This is a genomic window from Aquimarina longa SW024 (genome assembly GCF_001401755.1).
Lineage (GTDB): Bacteria > Bacteroidota > Bacteroidia > Flavobacteriales > Flavobacteriaceae > Aquimarina > Aquimarina longa.
Window position 1 is genome coordinate 130,087 of record NZ_KQ474102.1, and the last position, 21,586, is coordinate 151,672.

At 30.7% G+C, this 21,586-nt stretch carries 24 protein-coding genes; 8 read left to right on the forward strand and 16 right to left on the reverse strand.

Annotation, left to right across the window (positions count from 1 at the left end; translation table 11 throughout):
* Positions 1-55: 55 nt before the first annotated feature.
* The 10 genes from N456_RS16620 to N456_RS16660 form a co-directional block, all read right to left on the reverse strand.
* Complete coding sequence (locus tag N456_RS16620) at positions 56-1,729, reverse strand: amidase family protein (protein ID WP_062059689.1); 1,674 nt, start codon at positions 1,727-1,729, stop codon at positions 56-58.
* A 162-nt stretch (positions 1,730-1,891) separates the two neighbouring features.
* A complete protein-coding gene (gene ftsY / locus N456_RS16625) occupies positions 1,892-2,845 on the reverse strand; it encodes a signal recognition particle-docking protein FtsY (RefSeq protein WP_062059692.1) in 954 nt (317 codons plus the stop codon).
* A gap of 118 nt (positions 2,846-2,963) precedes the next feature.
* Positions 2,964-3,116 carry a DUF4295 domain-containing protein gene (locus tag N456_RS23790; RefSeq protein ID WP_082422566.1) on the reverse strand — a complete coding sequence of 51 codons (153 nt, stop codon included), beginning with the start codon at positions 3,114-3,116 and terminating at the stop codon, positions 2,964-2,966.
* Between the two features lie 6 nt (positions 3,117-3,122).
* A complete protein-coding gene (gene rpmG / locus N456_RS16630) occupies positions 3,123-3,305 on the reverse strand; it encodes a 50S ribosomal protein L33 (RefSeq protein WP_062059694.1) in 183 nt (60 codons plus the stop codon).
* A gap of 29 nt (positions 3,306-3,334) precedes the next feature.
* On the reverse strand, positions 3,335-3,574 hold the full coding sequence (gene rpmB, locus N456_RS16635; RefSeq protein WP_062059696.1) for a 50S ribosomal protein L28: 240 nt from the start codon (positions 3,572-3,574) through the stop codon (positions 3,335-3,337).
* Between the two features lie 428 nt (positions 3,575-4,002).
* Positions 4,003-5,247 carry a CinA family nicotinamide mononucleotide deamidase-related protein gene (locus tag N456_RS16640; protein WP_062059697.1) on the reverse strand — a complete coding sequence of 415 codons (1,245 nt, stop codon included), beginning with the start codon at positions 5,245-5,247 and terminating at the stop codon, positions 4,003-4,005.
* A 1-nt stretch (position 5,248) separates the two neighbouring features.
* Positions 5,249-5,587: an Hpt domain-containing protein gene (locus N456_RS16645; protein WP_062059699.1), complete on the reverse strand. Its 339-nt coding sequence runs from the start codon at positions 5,585-5,587 to the stop codon at positions 5,249-5,251.
* A complete protein-coding gene (locus tag N456_RS16650) occupies positions 5,588-6,199 on the reverse strand; it encodes a fumarylacetoacetate hydrolase family protein (protein ID WP_062059701.1) in 612 nt (203 codons plus the stop codon).
* A gap of 25 nt (positions 6,200-6,224) precedes the next feature.
* Positions 6,225-7,004 (reverse strand): 3'-5' exonuclease, encoded by a 780-nt coding sequence (locus N456_RS16655; protein WP_062059703.1) that lies wholly within the window; start codon positions 7,002-7,004, stop codon positions 6,225-6,227.
* Positions 7,005-7,085: 81 nt separating this feature from the next.
* Positions 7,086-7,772 (reverse strand): metal-dependent transcriptional regulator, encoded by a 687-nt coding sequence (locus tag N456_RS16660; RefSeq protein ID WP_062060082.1) that lies wholly within the window; start codon positions 7,770-7,772, stop codon positions 7,086-7,088.
* Between the two features lie 51 nt (positions 7,773-7,823).
* Between N456_RS16660 and N456_RS16665 the strand changes: the two genes are divergently transcribed.
* The 8 genes from N456_RS16665 (at position 7,824) to N456_RS16700 (ending at position 15,512) form a co-directional block, all read left to right on the forward strand.
* Positions 7,824-10,106: a TonB-dependent receptor gene (locus N456_RS16665; protein ID WP_062059705.1), complete on the forward strand. Its 2,283-nt coding sequence runs from the start codon at positions 7,824-7,826 to the stop codon at positions 10,104-10,106.
* Positions 10,107-10,108: 2 nt separating this feature from the next.
* The gene (locus N456_RS16670; protein WP_062059706.1) at positions 10,109-10,576 is read left to right on the forward strand and encodes a thioredoxin family protein; all 468 of its coding nucleotides are present in this window, start codon (positions 10,109-10,111) and stop codon (positions 10,574-10,576) included.
* A gap of 4 nt (positions 10,577-10,580) precedes the next feature.
* Positions 10,581-11,495 carry a metal ABC transporter solute-binding protein, Zn/Mn family gene (locus tag N456_RS16675; protein ID WP_062060084.1) on the forward strand — a complete coding sequence of 305 codons (915 nt, stop codon included), beginning with the start codon at positions 10,581-10,583 and terminating at the stop codon, positions 11,493-11,495.
* Between the two features lie 42 nt (positions 11,496-11,537).
* Positions 11,538-11,912: a hypothetical protein gene (locus tag N456_RS16680; protein ID WP_062059708.1), complete on the forward strand. Its 375-nt coding sequence runs from the start codon at positions 11,538-11,540 to the stop codon at positions 11,910-11,912.
* A 63-nt stretch (positions 11,913-11,975) separates the two neighbouring features.
* Entirely contained in the window at positions 11,976-12,716 is a 741-nt protein-coding gene (locus N456_RS16685) for a metal ABC transporter ATP-binding protein (RefSeq protein WP_062059710.1), read from the forward strand.
* Positions 12,717-12,792: 76 nt separating this feature from the next.
* A complete protein-coding gene (locus N456_RS16690; RefSeq protein ID WP_062059713.1) occupies positions 12,793-13,923 on the forward strand; it encodes a metal ABC transporter permease in 1,131 nt (376 codons plus the stop codon).
* Entirely contained in the window at positions 13,916-15,076 is a 1,161-nt protein-coding gene (locus N456_RS16695; protein WP_062059714.1) for a metal ABC transporter permease, read from the forward strand. Before N456_RS16690 ends, N456_RS16695 begins: the two co-directional genes overlap by 8 nt.
* A 106-nt stretch (positions 15,077-15,182) precedes the next feature.
* Positions 15,183-15,512 carry a hypothetical protein gene (locus tag N456_RS16700; RefSeq protein WP_062059716.1) on the forward strand — a complete coding sequence of 110 codons (330 nt, stop codon included), beginning with the start codon at positions 15,183-15,185 and terminating at the stop codon, positions 15,510-15,512.
* Positions 15,513-15,599: 87 nt separating this feature from the next.
* Here the strand turns inward: N456_RS16700 and N456_RS16705 are convergent, their stop codons facing one another.
* The 6 genes from N456_RS16705 to N456_RS16730 all read right to left on the reverse strand — a co-directional run bounded on the left by N456_RS16705 (position 15,600) and on the right by N456_RS16730 (position 21,471).
* Positions 15,600-16,121: a hypothetical protein gene (locus tag N456_RS16705; RefSeq protein WP_062059717.1), complete on the reverse strand. Its 522-nt coding sequence runs from the start codon at positions 16,119-16,121 to the stop codon at positions 15,600-15,602.
* Between the two features lie 111 nt (positions 16,122-16,232).
* Positions 16,233-17,396, reverse strand: coding sequence for a sigma-54-dependent transcriptional regulator (locus N456_RS16710; RefSeq protein ID WP_062059719.1), 1,164 nt, complete (start codon positions 17,394-17,396; stop codon positions 16,233-16,235).
* Complete coding sequence (locus N456_RS16715; RefSeq protein WP_062059721.1) at positions 17,396-18,295, reverse strand: DUF6268 family outer membrane beta-barrel protein; 900 nt, start codon at positions 18,293-18,295, stop codon at positions 17,396-17,398. The genes N456_RS16710 and N456_RS16715 overlap by 1 nt, the downstream gene beginning before the upstream one ends.
* Before the next feature lie 30 nt (positions 18,296-18,325).
* On the reverse strand, positions 18,326-19,234 hold the full coding sequence (locus N456_RS16720) for a mechanosensitive ion channel family protein (protein WP_062059724.1): 909 nt from the start codon (positions 19,232-19,234) through the stop codon (positions 18,326-18,328).
* A gap of 4 nt (positions 19,235-19,238) precedes the next feature.
* Positions 19,239-20,549 (reverse strand): ABC transporter permease, encoded by a 1,311-nt coding sequence (locus tag N456_RS16725; protein ID WP_062059726.1) that lies wholly within the window; start codon positions 20,547-20,549, stop codon positions 19,239-19,241.
* Positions 20,542-21,471, reverse strand: a complete 930-nt coding sequence (locus N456_RS16730) for an ABC transporter ATP-binding protein (RefSeq protein ID WP_062059728.1) — start codon at positions 21,469-21,471, stop codon at positions 20,542-20,544. Before N456_RS16730 ends, N456_RS16725 begins: the two co-directional genes overlap by 8 nt.
* Positions 21,472-21,586 lie beyond the last annotated feature (115 nt).

Sequence of the window (21,586 nt, forward strand, 5' to 3'; positions counted from 1 at the left end):
ATTTTATCACTAAATAATCATAGTGTATCTGCTAAATTTAAACCAGATACAATGACTAGTTACTATACTTAACAGGTACTTTTCTTTCTTTTGCAACCTGCTCATAGGCATACCCTAATTGCAATAATAATCCTTCAGAAAAAGATTTAGCTATAAATGTAAGTCCCTTTGGCTCTCCATTGTCAGTATATCCCATAGGAACAGTAATCGCTGGGTATTTAGCTACAGCTGCATATCCCGCATGATAGTTATTAATAGATAAAACTGCATCTAATTGATGCTTATGCATATGAGTATCAAAATAATTTCTTGCAATCGTCTTTAAATTTTCTTTTATAACAGCTAACTCTTCAATAGTAGTACTATCTTCAATAATCCCTTTAAATAACTGTTGCCCATAAGGAATTCTCACTAAAGTATCTTCTAGATTAAATGTAATAATATCTTTTATATTTTTAACAGTAACTTCTTTTGCAGCATGTGTTTTAATATATTGAGGTAAATCGTTTTTCATATCTATATTCAGAACAGTTAGAAATTCTGGTAACTGAGTATCTTTGGGTTCAATTTCTATAATCTCTGCACCGGCTTTTTTAATTTTTTCTATTGCTATATTATATATCGAATCTTTAAGAAGTTCTTTTATCACACCTAAACGTTTTCCTTTTAATTTCCCTTTCTTAAGTTCTTCTACAAAATCTACTTCTATTGCTACAGAAGCAGGATCATCGATATCCTTTCCAATAATAGATCTAAGTAAAATAGCAGTGTCAATTACACTTTTAGTCATAGGACCAGGAGTATCGAGTGTGCTAGAAATAGGCACTACTCCTGTTCTACTTACTACTCCTATAGTTGGTTTTAAACCAACTATAGAATTCTGACTAGCTGGGGACAAAATAGATCCACTAGTCTCTGTTCCTATTGCGGCAATACAAAAATTGGCAGCTACAGCAACTCCACTACCTGAACTAGATCCACCAGTCTCAAAAATCATTCTTCCATAAGGATTAAGTGTTTGTCCTCCGATTGCACTATATCCTAATGGACATCCTGAACACAAAAAATATGCCCATTCACTCAGATTTGCTTTACCTAAGATTAGAGCATTATTATCGATTAATTTATCTGTGATATAAGCATTTTTTGTTTGATTATCCTGTAATACAATTGCGCCTGCAGTAGTCATCATATCATTTGTTCCTATATTATCTTTTAATAAAATAGGCATTCCGAAAACAGAGTTTACATCAATATTTTTTTTATCAATTTTGTCCAATGCTTTAGCTTGCTCAATTACCTTAGGGTTAAGTGCAATTATAGAATTTAAGGATACAGTATTATCACTTTCATATTTTCTAATACGATAGATATAAAAAAGAGTAAGCTCTTCATACGTAAATCTACCTTCTTTTATATAGCGTTGAATAGTAGGAATGTCACTTTCTATAATATATTTTGCTAAGTTATTGTACTTTTCTTCTGAAAAAAAGTCTAATTCTACCTCTAACGCACCCCATATATCATTTTTATCTAGTACTTTAGAGTTAATTAATTTAAGGTGCATTCGTGTTTCTTGTAACTTATGGGTAGCCTCTAAATCTTTGGTTTCATCATATGCTTGCCATACTATCTTTGATTGTTTCTCCTTTAGTAGTTTTATGTCCTTTTGTTTTTTGCAGGAAATTAAAAACAAAGTCGAAAGTAAAAAGTAAAGTAATGCTCTCATAATATTATATATGAAGTTTATAAATTATACTAATTGAATTCCTAAGTAGTAAAGCATAAGCTTTACCTGATTGTAAGAATTTAATTGATGATGTCTTCAAAATATAAAAAAAGGTATTGAAAACATTATTCAACACCTTTTTTAACTATTTTGTAACATGTACTATTTAAAGAATGAATCTACAAACTCATATTTATTAAATACTTGAAGGTCTTCTATTCCTTCTCCTACACCTATATATTTTACTGGAATTTTAAACTGATCACTTATTCCTATAACGACTCCTCCTTTTGCTGTTCCATCTAGTTTTGTTACTGCTAAAGAGGTTACTTCTGTTGCTGCTGTAAATTGTTTTGCTTGCTCAAAAGCATTTTGACCTGTAGAGCCATCTAAAACTAATAATACATCATGGGGTGCATCTCCTATTACTTTCTGCATTACTCGTTTTACTTTTGTCAACTCATTCATTAAATTGACTTTATTATGTAATCTTCCAGCAGTATCAATAATAATTATATCAGCATCTTGATTTACCCCAGATTGTAAGGTATCAAATGCTACAGAAGCAGGGTCGCTCCCCATATCTTGTTTTATAATTGGAACGTCTACACGATCAGCCCATACTTGTAATTGATCAATTGCTGCTGCTCTAAAGGTATCTGCTGCCCCTAAAACAACTTTTAATCCTTTATTTTTTAGCTGATATGCTAGCTTTCCTATCGTAGTTGTTTTTCCTACTCCATTAACTCCAACAACCATTAACACGTAAGGTTTTTTGTCTTTTGGGATCTCAAAATCAGTAGCTTCTCCAATATTAGTTTCAGAAAGCAGTCCTGCTATTTCTTCTCTTAATATTTTATTTAACTCAGTTGTTCCTAAATATTTATCTCTAGAGACACGATCTTCTATACGTTCTATTATCTTAATCGTAGTTTTAACTCCAACATCACTCGTAACCAATATCTCTTCTAGGTCATCCAAGACTTGGTCATCTACTTTGGATTTACCAGCTACCGCTTTACTTAATTTAGAAAAGAAATTTGTTTTTGATTTCTCTAATCCTTTATCAAGTGTTTCTTTTTTCTCTGAAGAAAATATATTTTTAAAAAGCCCCATTTACTATTCGATATGATAAAATTAAAAACGCTTAGTTACAATGCTTAAATATAAAAAGAAAGAGCCATTTCAATAGAATTGAAACGGCTTCTTTTTAAATATCTTATTACCAGATTAATTACTTTTTCTTTAAAAAGTCATTAACTGCTTCTGGAGCCATAATTGATTCTACGAAAGTATATGCTCCACTCTTTGGAGATTTAACCATTTTTATGGCTTTTGTTAATCTCTTTGATCCTGTCTGTAACGATGCTACTGATTTCTTTGCCATCTCTTATTATTTGATTTCTTTATGAACAGTCATTTTCTTAAGAATAGGATTAAATTTCTTTATTTCTATTCTATCAGGAGTGTTCTTTTTATTTTTGGTTGTAATATATCTTGATGTACCTGGTTTACCAGAAGCTTTATGCTCTGTACATTCTAAGATTACTTGAACTCTATTACCTTTCTTTGCCATTATAAATATCTTTTAAAATAAGGAGACTACTATTTGTTGAAGAAACCTTTTGCTCTTGCTTCTTTTAAAACAGCAGAGATTCCATTCTTATTTATATTTTTTAATGCAGCAGTAGACACTTTTAGTGTTATCCAACGATCTTCTTCTGGGATATAAAAACGCTTTTTAATTAAATTTGCGTTAAATTTACGCTTTGTTTTATTCATTGCGTGAGAAACATTGTTCCCTACCATTGCTTTTTTACCTGTAAGCTCACAAACTCTTGACATCTCTTCTTAATTTTTGTGTTATTTCAAAAACAGGGTGCAAATTAACGAATTATTTACCTAACGACCAATAATAGTTAACTAAATTTTTACTCTTTTTTAAAGTTTTTTGTTTGGACACTTATAAAAGTAAAAAAACAAAAGTGATAAACACTATCATTATCATCATCACTACTATATCTCTAAAACAATTACCTAATACAAGATCAACCTATTAACAAACAATAAATAAAGTAAATTAATATTTATGTTATTGTTTTTATTGCTCTTCAAAATATTGAAATTTTAGAACTAGCTAATTCACATAATATCTCTATAAAACTAATCTTACAAAAAAATCAGTCCCAATTCTGTTAGTTTCCTAAAATTTGTAAAATAGTACACTAATACTTTAGGAAAAGTGTTTATTAATTTTTATATAAAAGTACCTTCTATTTAGGTAATTTTTCAAGCAAAAGTTCAAAAGATTTATTTACTGCTTTACCAATAGTTCGTTCTCTAAGATTGCTAAACACATACTTCTCTGAAAAAACATTTTCTGGAGTAGCTATTGCTATAAAAACGGTTCCTACTTCTACATCTCCATCCCCTTTTGTTGGTCCTGCATTACCTGTAGTAGCGATTGCATAATCTGATTTAAACTTTTCTTTTACAGCAGTTGCCATAGCTTCTGCTACCTCACTACTGGTCACTGTATGTTTTTTTATGATATTAGATCCTACTGCTAACACATCTATTTTAGATTGTGTAGCATAGGTAACCGTTCCTCCATTAAAATAGGCTGAAGCTCCAGGGTTAGCAGTAAATGATTGTGCTATTCTACCTCCTGTACAACTTTCTGCTACAGCTAGTGTTTTATTATGTTTTGCTAATATTTTTCCTATCCTAACCTCTATAGTCTCATCTTCTTCATATCCTACAATAATATCTCCTATAATAAGATCTAGCGCTGATACTTTATCTCTAATAGTATCTTCAAGGAGTTTTTTATTACCTCCTCGTGCAGAAAGCCGAAGTCTTACTCTTCCCAGATTAGGCAAATATGCTAATTTGATATATGATGGCAAACTATTCTCCCAATCTTCGATCTTTTCGGATATTGCACTCTCTCCCATACCATAAGTTAGAATTGTTTTATGAATAATATATGGTCTATCAAATTTCTTTTGTAATCTTGGTAAAACTTCATCTTTCATCAATCCTTCCATCTCATATGGTACTCCCGGCATAGCTATAAAAACCGTACTTTCTTTCTCTAACCACATCCCTGGAGCTGTACCATAAAGGTTCATCAAAACGGTAGATTTGCTCGGTACAAGAGCTTGTTGCTTATTAATATCAGAAAGAGGTGTTGAAATATATTTTGCAAATAATTGCTCTACATGTAGAAGCACGTCTTTATTTTCTACTAAGGTATCATCAAAATATTCACAAATAGTATGTTTAGTAATATCATCTTTTGTCGGACCAAGCCCTCCTGTAATTAATACTACATTAACTCTATTGGCTGCTTCTTCTATAGCATTAAGAATATGTTGCTTATCATCCTTTATAGAAGTGATTTGATATACATCTATTCCTATTTTATTAAGTTCTTTTCCTATAAATGCAGCGTTAGAATCAATGATTTGACCAATTAGGATTTCATCTCCTATCGTAATTATTTCTGCCTGCATTCTACTTATAATCAGTTTTAAGATCTTCTAAGACATTGTTCACCACATTAACAATATGGTCTAATGCTGGCATAATTTCTTCTTTTGACTTATTGGTCTTAGACCAGGCTTCTATCTGCTTAATCTGTTTTAAAAGATCAATATCAAATAATTGAAAATTTGGTTTCATCTTATGAGCATACTGATATGCCATCTGAGGATTATTCGAATTGACTGCTTGCACCATACTATCAACATCGGGAGGTATTTCTTCTAAAAAAGTTTGTACCAGAACAGCTATAAATTCATCATCACCTCCTGATAACTCATTTACGTTTTTTAAACTATAACCTTTACTCATTTACTTTACTTTTATTGAAAAAAATTGTTGGTTTCTTATATATCCGGTCAAAACATCATTAGCTTTTACTGCTCCAACACCTGCCGGCGTACCTGTAAATATAATATCTCCTATCTTCAAAGTAAAATATTTTGACACATATTCTATTAATTCATCAATCTTCCATAACATAAAACTAGTATTACTTTGCTGAACTATAGTATCATTTTTCTCTAAATGAAAATCAAGATTATCAATATCTTCAAATTGCTTTTTATCCACCCAACTCCCTATTACAGCAGCTCCATCGAAGGCCTTTGCTTTTTCCCATGGCAATCCTTTTTCCTTAAGTTTAGCTTGTAAATCTCTCGCTGTAAAATCTATTCCTAAACTTATTTCATTATAGTATTTATGAGCAAATTTTCTATTAATATGCTTTCCTACTTTATTTATTTTCACCAATACTTCAACTTCGTGGTGCACATCATCTGAAAAATCTGGAATAAAAAATGGTTGTTTTTTTAATAAAATAGCGGTATCTGGTTTTATAAAAACAACAGGATCTATAGGTTTTTCATTCTCTAACTCTTCAATATGATCTGTATAATTACGTCCTATACAAATAAGTTTCATATTTCTGGAATACTAAAGATATTAATTATGATTTTAAGCTATTATTTAATTTTCGAAGCCTCACTGCTGTTAGTACTTTCTTTGTGTATAAAGGAAAATCTGCATTCTGTATCCACCCAAAATAACCTGGTTCTTCTTCCATTACTTGTTCTACCAGCTTGCCTTTATGTTTCCCAAAAGAAAAAACCTCTTTTCCATCATCATTATACACAATAAAACCTGCAAAGTCTGCAAATTGTTTTCTAGAGCTAAACTCTGCCAAAAACTTAGCATCGTTCTCTAGTTCGGGATATCGATCTAATTGTGATTTTAAGACTTCATAAGTTGCTAAAGTATCTGCTTCTGCAGAATGAGCATCAGTCAAATCTTTATCACAATAAAACTTATACGCAGCAGAAAGTGTTCTCTTTTCCATTTTATGATATATCGTCTGGACATCTATTGATACTGTATTTTTCATATCAAAATCTAACCCTGCTCTCAATAATTCTTCTGCTAATAATGGAATATCAAAACGATTAGAGTTAAATCCTCCCAGATCACATCCTTTGATCATTTCACTAACTTTACTAGCAAGTTTTTTAAAAATAGGTTCGTTAGATACTTTAGCATCATCAATACCATGTACTGCAGTTGTTTCTGGAGGAATAGGCATTTCTGGATTAACTAACCAAGTCTTACTTTCCTGCGTACCATTAGGAAAGATTTTTAAAATAGAGATTTCTACAATTCGATCTTTAGAAATGTTGACACCGGTAGTTTCAAGATCAAAAAAACATATCGGTCTTTTTAAATTAAGCTCCATAAATTGATTGTGTAATACTCAAAGATAACTGCTATTCCTTAACATTCTTATAGACTAACTCTATTTTAACATTTACAAAACCTATATAACCTTATTAACGAATACATTATCTGCAAATTTTCTTGTAACGGTTTCCTCTCCTTCATTAAATTGAATACGAATAGATTTATCAAAATCCCTAATTTCTATGATTTTTATTTCACTACTTAAAACCAAGCCTATCTCTGAAACATATTTTAAGAAATTAACAGACCCATCATTTACTGCCACAAGTTCACAAACATCTCCTTCTAACAAAGAAGAAAGAGTAATTTTTGGTAAAATAGCATATTCTCCATCGGCATTAGGAATCATTTCTCCGTGTGGATCTTTTTTAGGAAAATCCATAAACCGATCCAGTTCATCTATCAATTTACGAGATTTAATATGCTCTAACTGTTCTGCAACTTCATGTACCTCATCCCATGTAAAATTTAAATAATTACATAAAAAAGTTTCCCATAATCTGTGTTTGCGAATCAATCTTACTGCTATTAATCTCCCTCCTTCTGTTAGATCCAATTTACCATACTTCTCACTAATCACATAATCCTTAGCTTTTAGCTTCTTAATCATATTATTAGCAGATGCAGGAGAAACATTAAGGTACTCGGCTAATTGATTGTTTCCTACCTTAACTGAGTCTTCTTCTACAATCAAATAAAATAATGCTTTTAAGTAATCTTCTTCACTTTTTGTTAAATTATTCGAATTTAATTTGTTAGTCATAGCTAACTTTTTTAGTTTTACCAAATTAATAATTATAGTCACACGTCAACAATGTACAACAAAAATATCCTTAAATTTATTTATTCGATTACTATTCTTGTATTTTTTAATATCGGAAATGCACAAAATGGTACATTAAAAGGTTCAATATATGATGAAAATGGAATACTACCATTCGCTAATATATCTATAGAAGGAACTTCATTCGGAAGTTCTAGTAATGAAAATGGTAATTTTGAAATTGGTAATATACCTACAGGAACATATAAAATAGTGGCTTCTTTTACAGGTTATAATTCTATCAAAAAAAAAGTTACTATTAAGGAAGGGGAAAACAAAACACGCCTTGTTTTAACTCAGGGGTCTTCTTTAGATGAAGTTGTTATTTCTGGCACCCTTAAACCTGTAAAAAGATCAGAAAGTCCTGTACCTGTAGAGATATATTCCCCTACATTTTTCAAAAAAAACCCTACCCCAAGTCTTTTTGAAGCTTTACAAAATATCAATGGAGTACGTCCTCAACTTAATTGCAGCATTTGTAATACAGGAGATATCCATGTAAACGGGCTAGAGGGTCCTTATACATTGGTAATGATTGATGGTATGCCAATTGTGAGTGGTTTATCTACTGTTTATGGATTATCCGGAATACCAAATTCATTAATAGATAGAATCGAAGTAGTTAAAGGCCCTGCTTCTTCTTTATATGGTAGTGAAGCTGTTGGAGGACTAATTAATATTATCACCAAAACCCCTGATAATGCTCCAAAATTAAGTGCAGATACCTTTGTTTCTGGATGGGGAGAGACTAATATAGATTTAGGTTTTAAAACAAAATTAGGAACTGCAACAACACTAGTTGGTGCCAACTATTTTTTTTATGATAACCCCATTGATAACAATAATGATGGTTTTACTGATCTAACATTACAAGATCGAATATCTGTATTTAATAAATGGAGTTTTAAAAGAAATAGTGGAAAAAACTTCACTCTAGCTGGTAGATTTTATTATGAAGATAGATGGGGTGGAGAAAATGAATGGAATAAAACGTTTAGAGGTAGTGATGAAGTCTATGGAGAAAGTATCTACACTACTCGTTATGAAATATTAGGGAATTACGAACTACCAATCAAAGAATCAGTTGCACTTTCATTTTCATATACAAATCATGATCAAGATTCTTTTTATGGAGATTTATCTTATCAAGCCGAACAACGAATAGGGTTTACACAACTTACTTGGAGTAAAAAAGTAAAATCCCATGATCTATTGGCTGGGGTAGCATATAGATATCAATATTATGATGATAATACACCAGCAACTGCTTCAGAAACTTCTAATACTCCTGAAGAAAAGAATGTCCCTGGAGTGTTTGTACAAGATGAAATTACTTTAGCTCCTAAACATAAACTATTATTAGGTTCGAGATTAGATTATGACAATGATCATGGAACGATATTTACCCCTCGATTAGCATACAAATGGAGTATTAATTCTAAAAACATATTTAGAATTAATACTGGTACTGGTTTTAGAGTTGTTAATTTATTTACTGAAGATCATGCTGCTCTTACGGGATCGCGAGAAGTAATTGTAGAAGAAGATTTAAAACCCGAAGAATCATATAATATAAACGTTAATTACATTAAAAAAATATTTTTTGACAATGGAACCTTTATGAATCTAGATGCTTCTGCTTGGTATACTCATTTCACAAACGCTATCCAACCTGATTATGAAACTAATCCTCAAGAGATACGCTATAGTAATTTAGATGGTTATGCTGTTTCTAAAGGAGTAAGTCTAAACGCTGAACTGAACCTTTCTAACGGTTTAAAACTTATGACTGGTGTAAGTGCTTTAAATGTTTCTAGTACTGAAAATGGAGTACGATCACGACAAGAATTAACAGAAAGTATTACAGGGACGTGGGGAATCACTTATAAAATACAACCTCTCCACCTTACTATTGATTATACAGGTAATATATACGGACCAATGCGTCTTCCTACTTTAGGACCTAATGATCCTAGAAGAAAAAATTCCCCTTGGTGGAGTATCCAAAATATTCAGTTCACCTACACTTCTAAAAACAATATTGAAATATATGGAGGTATAAAAAATTTACTGAACTGGACACCCAATCAAGGAAATCCTTTTTTAATCTCGAGAGCAGAAGACCCTTTTGATAAAAATGTAAAATATGATCAAAATGGAAGTGTATTAGTCACCCCAGATAATCCTTATGGATTAACTTTTGATTCTACTTATATTTATGGACCAAACCAAGGAATACGAGGTTTTTTAGGAATCCGTTATAAATTTTTATAATAATGAAAATAGTTAGTATTATAGTATTCTTTTTTTTATTTATAACATATCAGAATACAATAGCACAAATAAAATTACATTCTTTTGAATCCTTAGAGTACAAAATGGAAATTGCACCTAAGCCTATTGTAGTATTTATTCATACAGATTGGTGTATCTATTGTAAGAATATGGAAAATACTACTCTAAAGAACTCTCATATTATTCAAAAACTGAATACTAATTTCTATTTTATATCTTTGAATGCGGAAAGTCGTGAAAGTATTATTTTTTTAAATAATACGTTTAACTTTCAACCAAATGGGCATCGAACAGGCGTACATGAATTAGCAAAAGAACTTGCAACAGTAAATAATAAAATAGGATACCCTACATTAACAATACTAAATAACAAATACGAAATTATATTTCAGAAACAATCTTTCTTAAGTGCTAACCAACTTCTTGAAATATTAAAAAAAATATCATAAAATGATTAAAAATAGTTTATTTATATGCATTCTTCTGTCAATCTTTTCTTCTTGTAAAAAAGAAGTTAAAGACAAAAATCAAAAACTTAGCGTAGTCACTACTACATCAATGATTACTGATCTGGTTAATAATATAGGAGGTGATTTAATAGACGTGCAAGGGCTAATGGGGAGCGGTGTAGATCCACATCTATATAAAGCTAGTGAAGGAGATGTTTCTATATTGGTAAATGCTGATGTGATTTTTTATAACGGTTTACATCTAGAAGGAAAACTTGTAGAAATATTCAAAAAAATGAAACGTCAGGGTAGTAATACTATTGCTATTGGAGAAAGCTTAGATAAAAAAACATTAATAGGCTCTGATTATTTCGCTTCTAATTACGATCCCCATATATGGTTTAGTGTTGCTAATTGGAAAATAATATCTGAATTTGTTATAAATAAACTTACAGAAATCGACCCAAATAATGCGACTGCTTTTAGAGAAAATGGGAAATTATACTTATCCCAATTAGATGATTTAGAATCTAAACTAAAAAATACAATCGCTACATTACCGCAAGAAAAGCGAATCTTAGTTACTGCGCATGATGCATTTAGTTATTTTGGGAAAGCATATGATTTTAATGTAGTTGGTCTCCAAGGGTTATCTACAGCAACTGAAGCTGGAGTACAAGATGTACAAAAACTAGCGAGTTTTATTATTGAGAAAAAAGTAAAAGCAATCTTTGTAGAAAGTTCTGTTCCTAAAAGAACTATAGAAGCTTTACAAGCTGCTGTAAAATCAAAAAATCATGAGGTTACTATTGGAGGAACATTATTTTCAGATGCACTAGGTAATTCAGGAACAAAAGAAGGCACTTATATAGGAATGTTCGAATACAATGTAAATACTATTGTGAATGCTTTGAAATAATTATTCATATATTACAATTGCTTTTTAAAAGTATAAATTAGAATGAATAAAACAACTACTGATCATATTCTAAGAACAATTGATAAAACACATGCATTAGCTCAAGAAGCGATGTCTCAAAAAAACCTTTCTCAATACATGTCTGTATTTGCTAATGAATTAAGCTACAAGGCGCTTAATAAAAAGGTTATTACAAAACAACAATTAACAAAAGATACAAAAAAATATTTTTCAAGAATTTTATCTTTCAAAAATAATTACAAACGTATTAACTATACAATTGAGTACAATAAACTCTTTGAAACTTTAATTCAAAAAGCTAAAATTTGTATACGCGTATTTTTTTTCTTTAAAAAAAATATGGACTATAACTCAAAAAGGAATCTACACATGGATACATCAAGATTGGAAAATTAAAGAAGTAGAAATAGTAAAAGAACATATAAATTAAAAATATAGTACCATTAAATTTAAATTTAAATGCAAGAGCAGAAAATTGCGATTCAAATAGATGATCTTACTGTAGCTTATAACTATAAACCTGTTTTATGGGATATTGATCTAGCTATTCCTGAAGGGGTTTTAATGGCTATTGTAGGTCCTAATGGGGCAGGAAAATCAACCTTAATAAAATCGATTCTGGATATCATTAACCCAATTGCAGGAAGCGTCCAAATCTATGGAAAACCCTATAAAAAACAACGTTCTTTAGTAGCCTACGTTCCTCAAAAAGGAAGTGTCGATTGGGATTTTCCTACTACTGCTCTAGATGTCGTGATGATGGGAACTTATGGTAGTTTAGGCTGGATAAAAAGGCCTGGGCAAAAAGAAAAAAAAGCATCTCTTGAAGCTTTAGAAAAAGTAGGTATGCTCGCTTTTAAAAATAGACAAATTAGTCAACTATCAGGTGGGCAACAGCAGCGTATTTTTTTAGCAAGAGCATTAGTACAAAATGCTGCTATCTATTTTATGGATGAACCTTTTCAAGGGGTTGATGCGACTACCGAAAAAGCAATCATAAATATTTTAAAAGAACTTAGAAAAGCAGGAAAAACAGTAGTTGTAGTACATCACGATCTACAAACAGTCCCAGAATATTTTGATTGGGTTACATTTCTAAATGTAAAAAAGATTGCAACGGGACCTGTTAAAGATATTTTTAACGATGATAACCTTACAAAAACCTATGGGATTAACTATAAAGTTAGTATACAACAATAAAGTTAGCGGTTCATAACTGATGTTATTATAACTTTTGATATAAAAAATGTGAACTCACAACAATCAACTTAATACTATGAATCTAAACGAATACATAGAGTTAGTTTTTACAGATTATACCCTGCGTACCATTACATTAGGCACAGCAATATTAGGGGCTATTTGTGGTATGTTAGGTAGTTTTGCTGTATTACGTAAGCAGAGCCTGCTAGGCGATGCTATCTCTCATGCAGCATTACCAGGTATCGCTATTGCATTTTTAATCATAGAAACCAAGAACAGTTCTATTTTTTTACTAGGAGCATTAATTAGTGGTCTAATCGGTACATTTTGGATTCGTGGAATAACTAGTAAAACACATTTAAAATCAGACACAGCCCTAGGACTTATTTTATCGTTATTTTTTGGGTTTGGGATGTTACTTCTCACATATATTCAAAAAATGCCAAATGCTAATCAAGCTGGATTAGAAAGTTATCTTTTTGGGCAAGCTGCTACTCTTTTAGAAAGTGATGTATGGTTGATGAGTATTGTTACAGGAATCAGTCTAATCATTTTATTATTATTCTGGAAAGAACTAAAACTATTATTGTTCGATGCTGATTATACAAAGACATTAGGTTTCAATACTAAATTTTTAGATATACTGATTACTACATTCATTGTAATTGCTATTGTGTTAGGATTACAAACTGTAGGAGTTGTATTAATGAGTGCCATGCTGTTAGCTCCAGCGGCGGCTGCAAGGCAATGGACAAATAATCTTGCTGTAATGGTTATTCTGGCAGCTATATTTGGTGCTTTTTCAGGAGTTTTTGGAACTGCGATTAGTGCTAGTCATAATAATTTATCTACAGGACCTGTAATCGTATTGGTTGCCGGAGTATTTGTATTATTCTCTTTTATATTTTCTCCTGGACGAGGGTTATTGTTTAGAGAAATACGTTTCAGAAAAAACAGAAATGATTTACAACTACATAAAACATTATCTTTTATGTATAATATTGCCAGTACTCATGAGAATATAGCACATCCACATGCTATTAAAATCTTAAATAATTTTCAAGGGTTTACCAGAAAATCACTCCAGAAACTGGAAGATAAAGAGTATATCAAAATCCAAGGTAATATGTGGTCTATGACTGAGTCAGGATATCAAACTGCCTCTAATTTATATAATCAATTAACTAAAGACGAAGATGAATAACGCGCAGATAGAAATACAATTAATTGCTAGCCTAGTCGCTATTGCATGTGCCATACCAGGTACATTCTTAGTACTACGAAAGATGGCGTTAATTACAGATGCAATAAGCCATTCTATCTTACCCGGTATTGTTATTGGTTTTTTTATCACTCATGATTTATCGTCTCCATTATTAATCATTCTTGCTGCTGCAAGTGGCGTAATCACTGTAGTATTGGTAGAATTTATTCAAAAAACAGGATTAGTTAAAGAAGATACGGCTATTGGACTCGTATTCCCTGCTTTATTTAGTATTGGTATTATTCTAATTGCTCAGAATGCTAATGATGTACATTTAGATATTGATGCAGTATTATTAGGAGAACTTGCCTTCGCTCCTTTTGATCGGCTTAGTATTGGAGGTATAGATGCAGGACCTAAATCCTTATGGATTATTGGTAGTATAGTAATAACTACATTAGGGTTATTACTTGCTTTTTTTAAAGAACTGAAAATAAGTACTTTTGATGCTGGTCTTGCCTCTGCTTTAGGATTATCTCCCGTAATTATGCATTATGGTTTAATGACCGTTTCTTCAATTACTACAGTAGGAGCTTTTGATGCTGTTGGTGCTATTTTAGTTATTGCATTAATGATTGCTCCTGCAGCTACAGCTTATCTCTTAACAAATAATCTTACAAAAATGTTAGCTCTCTCTGTTTTCTTTGGGGTAAGTAGTGCTATTGTAGGGTACTGGGTTGCCCATATAATTGATACATCTATTTCTGGATCAATGACTACAGTGCTAGGCTTGATTTTCCTATCTGTATACTTATTCGCACCTTCTAAAGGCTTATTTTCAGTATTATATCGACAAAGGCAACAACGTGTAGAGGTTTCATTGCTTACTTTTTTATTGCATTTAGGAAACCATCAAGAGGAAGAAGAACGACATGTAAAACACCTTAATGAACATATTAATTGGCAAAAGGTGCAATCAAAATCTGTTTTGGATTTAGCTCTAAAAAATAATATGATCACGATCAATAATGATATTGTCTCTTTAACTGATAAAGGAAAAGTCTTTACGACAGAAGCTATTGATTATATTATAACTAATAAAAATTCTGAAATAGAAAATATGAAAGATCGTTTTTTCCTATTTAGAGGGTAATAGTTAACCCAAATACATAATTCTTTTTTTTCACTATATTAGCTTATATACAATAATAACTCAAATAAAAAATGTATTTTTACAAGAATCCCTAAATCTTATTTCCATGAAAAAAATAATTACTATACTAATGTTCTTACTATATTTTGTTCCTTATGCTCAGGAAGAAAAAATATATTTAGTAGAAGAAAAACAAGAGAAACGAACAATTATATATGTTAAGAATGACACTAGTGAAAGTAAAAGTGTATTCTTAAAAGTTAATCCCACTGGATATAGAAGAAGCGCACAACGACCTATGCTTAAAGATATCCCTGCCAATAGTAAGGTAGAAATGTTAATATTAATACCATTAACCGACAAAGAATCTTACTACACATATGATCTTATTATAAACGAGATGAAAGAGGTTATCAATATCAACAAAAAAACATAAAAGTATTATCTATAACTAATTTTTAAATTTAGTTTTCACAATAGTACTAACTATATTTGAAGCCAATTAATAAGTATATAAAGCCTATTATCTGGCTTCAAAATCATAATTAAATCCTATCAAAAGCGTATCGTACCTTCTCCCTAAACTCTTAATATTTAATTCTGCATAAACATGTAATGGTGTAATAATCTGATGTAATGCACGTATTTTTATTTGTGCACCATGATTAAAATCACCTGTTCTAAATCCTAAAAATGCTTCATCCTCTATGCTTTTAAAAATATTAGAATCATTTCCTATATAACCCATCCCTGCTGTTATAGTTGTAGGGTACCAATTGAATAAAATCAAATTTACTCCTAAAGCAAATTCATTAAATCCTTCATATTCCTTCTCAACTTTTATCGCAAACGAACGATTATATTCTCCAATAAAAGTGGTAGAGCAATTAAATGCATATTCTATTCTACCACCAATAGCTAACTCCTGTTCTTTACCAATTATTTTTGCTAATGTCAAACCATAATTTATCGCTCCTGGATCATATTGAGCAGTAGATATATAATTAGCACATAACAATAAAGTTATCATTACAATTATCCTCATAGTACATACATATCCATATTAAGTCGCATATAAAAAGTGTTAATTACAGGGCTTTATCAGTAATTTTCTGTAAACGAGATTATAAAAAAACAGTAAAAAACTATCGTTATATTATTTTGCTGCAAACAGTTTTACATCCTCTTCACTTACCTCTGCACCTCCAAGAATAATTAAACGCTCTACCACATTTCTTAACTCTCTAATATTACCTGTCCAATCATATTGCTGTAATTGCTTTACAGCCTTTTCAGAAAATTTCTTTATTGGTGATCCTTGTTCTCCTGATATTTTTTTAGAAAAATACGTTACTAATAATGGAATATCTTCTCGTCTATCATTTAATGATGGTACTTTTATTAAAATCACCGCTAGTCTATGATATAAATCTTCTCTAAACTTATTCTCTGCAATTTCTTTCTTTAAATCTTTATTTGTAGCTGCAACTACACGCACATCTACTTTGATATCCTTATCACTTCCAACTCGTTGAATTCTATTTTCCTGTAATGCTCGGAGTACTTTAGCTTGAGCAGAAAGACTCATATCTCCAATTTCATCCAAAAAAATAGTTCCACCATTGGCTGCTTCAAATTTACCTGCTCGATCTTTATTAGCAGATGTAAACGCTCCTTTTACATGACCAAAAAGTTCGCTTTCAATTAACTCTCCTGGTATTGCAGCACAATTCACCTCTATCATAGGCCCTTTAGAACGTTCACTTTTTTGATGAATCCAGTGTGCTACAAGCTCCTTTCCTGTACCATTCGGTCCTGTAATTAATACTCTTGCATCTGTTGTAGAAACTTTTTCTATAATATTCTTAATATCAGCAATAGCCTTCGACTCTCCAATCATCTCATAATTCTTAGAGACTTTCTTTTTTAGCATTTTATTCTCTACTACTAATTCTTTACGATCTAAAGCATTACGTACGGTATTAAGTAAACGATTTAAATCTGGTGGTTTAGAGATATAATCAAAAGCTCCTAAACGCATCGTATTTACTGCAGTATCTAAATCGCCATGTCCAGAAATCATAACTATCGGAATCTCCGGTTTTATTTTTTTGACAGCTTCTAATACCTCTACTCCATCCATTTTTGGCATTTTAATATCACAGAGTATCAGGTCATAATCTTCTGCTTTGATTTTCTCTATTCCAGAAAGTCCATCATCAGCCTCTACAACTTCATATTTAGTATTCTCTTCAGATAAAATTTTTACAAGCACTCTTCGGATTGCTGCTTCGTCTTCAATTACTAATATTCTTGCCATTATATTTTAAATTTTATTCCACTGCGAAAATATAATGTATTACTATCATTGATAGTTACTACATCTTCTTGATTACTATTTCGTAAGCGAATTTCATTACTTAATGTATACCCCATATATGCATATAACAATAAATGTTCCGTAAAATAATGTTCATATCCCAAGCCTCCCATTACTGTAAACATAGACACATTTTTTGCTACAATGGTTGCTTCTCCTTTATTAAAAAATGTTTTATTGTTTTGTAAATTACTATAAAAACGATCTAAACTGACAAAAGTTTCAATTCTACTCTTTTTATTTAGAAAATATTTAATATTAGATTTAGGTGTTCCTATAGCATATGACCAATCAATATGAAATCTTTTAAAATAATTTATAATGGGTAAAGGAAAATTTAAACTTGCTGGTGTTGTATATTTTACACCTATAACAAAACGAGCTATCTTAGGGGTTTCCATATTTTTATAACTCTTTATAAAATATACTGAACCTGTATATCTAAAATCATCTCTACCTACCCCAACACCCTCAAAATCAGACGAAATCTTAAACCCAAAATTAGTTCCGAATCGCCAATCATTCTTCATTTTAAAGGTATACCCTAATTCGAGCCCTATAGTCTGAAAACTATCTAAACGCTCCTTATCATCGTCTATTAACTCTTCTTCTAACTCTAACCTATTAAGCTTATATGTTCCAGTAATAATCAAATAAGTACCTTTATTATTTATTCTAATAGGATAATTGGCAGTAGCTCTAAACCGATTATAAACATTAGCACTATTTGCTTGTGGAATATAGGTATATTCTATTCTTGCTAATTCAGTACTCTGGCTCTGTAAATTATTAAAACTGTACAGTAGTATACATATGAAGAGTAAACTATTTTTTATCATTCATGTTTATTCATAATCCCTTCCCTTACTCTATATTTTTCCTTGCTTTACAGTAATTTCACGTTGTGGGAAAGGAATATTAATATCATACTCTCTAAATAAACGATCTATCTCGAATCTAATTTCACTTTTAGGAATTCCTGATTGAAAACTATCATCGATAGTAAAGACTACTTTAAAATTTAATGAACTGTCTGCAAAATCCGTGAATAAAACAATAGGAGGCGGATCTTTTAATACACTAGGGTTAGAAGATGCTGCTTTGATAAGTAAATCTTTAACCAATTGTGTATCACTCCCATAAGCTACACCTACAGTAACAGATTCTCTGGTTATGGTACCGTTCTGTGTCCAATTATATAGAGATGAAGACATATACTTATGATTAGGGATAATTAAAACTTTATTATCTATAGTTACCGCCCTAGTAGTTCTTAGCTTTATTTCCTCCACTCTACCAACTTTATCATCTAATTCTATAATATCACCTACATGTACTGTTTGATCTATAAAAATAAATATCCCTGATAAAATATCCTGAATAAAAGTTTGTAGCGCCAATCCAACACCTACCAATAATGCTGCAGAGGCAGCGAATATGGCCGTAATATTAAATCCTATACTATCCAACGCAAAAAAGATAACAATGAAATAAATAAAATATTTTGAAAATGAGAATACTGATTCAAACTTCAACTTATCTTGATTCTCCATTTTACGGGTAAAAATTCTTTTACTTATTTTTAAAAGAACTGTTGTAATAATAAAAATCAATATTACAAACAATAACAACCCTACAGTAAGAACAAATGGATGTTCCTCTTTTCCAAGATGAAAAATCTCATAACTAAAAAAATCTTGCAAAATATCCCATATATTTTTAGGAATTGCGTCTTTCACTTGTTTTGTTACCTGTTCTGTAATTTTTTCTTGAATCATACTATTAATATTTCATCCATTTAAATAATTCTTTATAAGTTATTTTTTTACCATACATAAGTATCCCTACTCGATATATCCTTCCTGCCAACCATGTAATAAAAACAATACTTGCTATGAGTAAACATATGGAAATTAAAACTTCCCACCAACGTACTCCAAAAGGTATACGCATCAACATTACGATTGGCGATGTTAATGGAATCATAGAAAATATTGTAGATACGGTACCATGAGGGTTTTCTATAACCGAAAAGAACCCCACATAAATCCCTAACATTAATGGTAAAATAACTGGCAGCATAAATTGCTGAGAATCCGTTTCATTATCTACTGCCGCTCCAATCGCTGCATAAATAGAACTGTATAAAAAATATCCTCCTATGAAGTAGACCAAAAATGATAACACGAGTGTTCCTAACGGAAGTCCTTTAATTTCAATCAAAAACTCGGCAGCATTAGCCATCATTCCTCCTTGTGTTTTTTGTATAGTATTAAGAGCTTCCTGAATATTATTCTGATCCAGATCTATATTAAAAAAAAGAAGTCCTACTGTTAATAAAATACTACCCAAAACTACCCATATAAAAAACTGAAGAATTCCTGCAAATGACGTTCCTAATATTTTACCCATCATAAGTTCCATAGGTTTAACAGAAGAAATAATAATCTCTATGATACGATTAGATTTTTCTTCTATAACAGAGCGCATCACCATATTACCATAAATAATAATAAACATCATCAAAAGGTATCCTGCAAGACCTCCAAAAATCATTTTTATATAACTAGACATCTTCGATGTTTTCTTTCCTAAAAAATTTTGTATTTGAATATTTACTTCGGTTTTAGCTTCTTTTATCAGATGTAGATCTAACCCTTTTTCTTTAAAATTATGATTTGTTAACTCATCACCTATAATTTTTTCAAGCTTATTAAGAGTTGTAACATTTGGCACTTCATCTGCATAGAATTGTATTGATTTAGCAAGTTCTTTTGTGTTTACTATTTTTGGCACATACAGTAATCCATCAAGTTTTTTAATTACTACAGAGTCTTTTGCATCATTTAAAGTTAAATGACTATAATTTATATAATTAATATCATTTGAGTCTTTAAAACTTGTATTAAAAAAACCTGTTTCATCAAAGAAAGCTACTTTATGAATTTCATCATTATTTACTGTAGCCAACCAAGTAATCAAAGAAATCATCCCCACTACAATCAGAGGACTCAAAAAAGTCATTACTATAAATGTTTTGTTACGAACTCTAGCAATAAATTCACGTTTTATGATTAATTTTAGATTACTCATTATCTGTAATAGTTTTGATAAATATCTCGTTAACTGTAGGGATTACTTCATTAAATCTCATTATCTGACCTTTATTAGACAAATACTGCAATAATTCATTTGATGATGTATCATCATTTAAAGTTATTTTCACCTTTAATTGATCATCAATAGTTTTAAAATTCGCTGGAGTTATATCGAAATTGTCTTGCAGGTTTTTATACAAATCATTATTGTTTTCTGTTAAAACACCTACCTCAAATGTATTTGTTTTAAAAGCTTTTTTTATATCTGTTACTTTACCATCTAAGATTTTTTTAGACTTATTAATCAATGCCATATGATCACATAATTCTTCTACACTCTCCATACGATGTGTAGAAAATATAACAGTTGCTCCTTCATCTCTCAGTTGTAGGATTTCATCTTTAATCACATTAGCATTTATAGGGTCAAAACCACTAAATGGTTCATCAAATATTAGGAGCTTAGGTTTATGAAGTACTGTTACAATAAATTGCACTTTTTGTGCCATCCCCTTAGAGAGTTCTTGTATTTTTTTATTCCACCAATCTGTAATATCAAATTTATCAAACCAGTATTTTAAGCGCTCTTTGGCTTCTGATTTACTAAGTCCTTTTAGCTGGGCTAAATACAGTGCTTGTTCCCCAACTTTCATAGATTTATACAGACCTCTTTCTTCTGGTAAATAACCTATATCTTTAATGTGTTGTGGATGTAATAATTCATTATCTAAATATACACTACCTTGATCTGGTAATGTAATTTGATTAATAATTCTAATCAAAGTAGTTTTACCTGCTCCATTAGGTCCTAATAATCCAAAAATACTTCCTTTGGGTACTTGGATTGATACATCTTTCAGTGCTGTAAAACTTCCGAATTGTTTTGTGGCTTGCTGTACTTCTAAAAGGTTAGCCATAGATCGTTAAAATATTGTTATCATTTATATAAAACCCGAATAATACGAAAACTTAAAAAACTATACTAATTATGTTCGTTATTAATAGGCTAAAATCTTATATCCTAAATGGTTT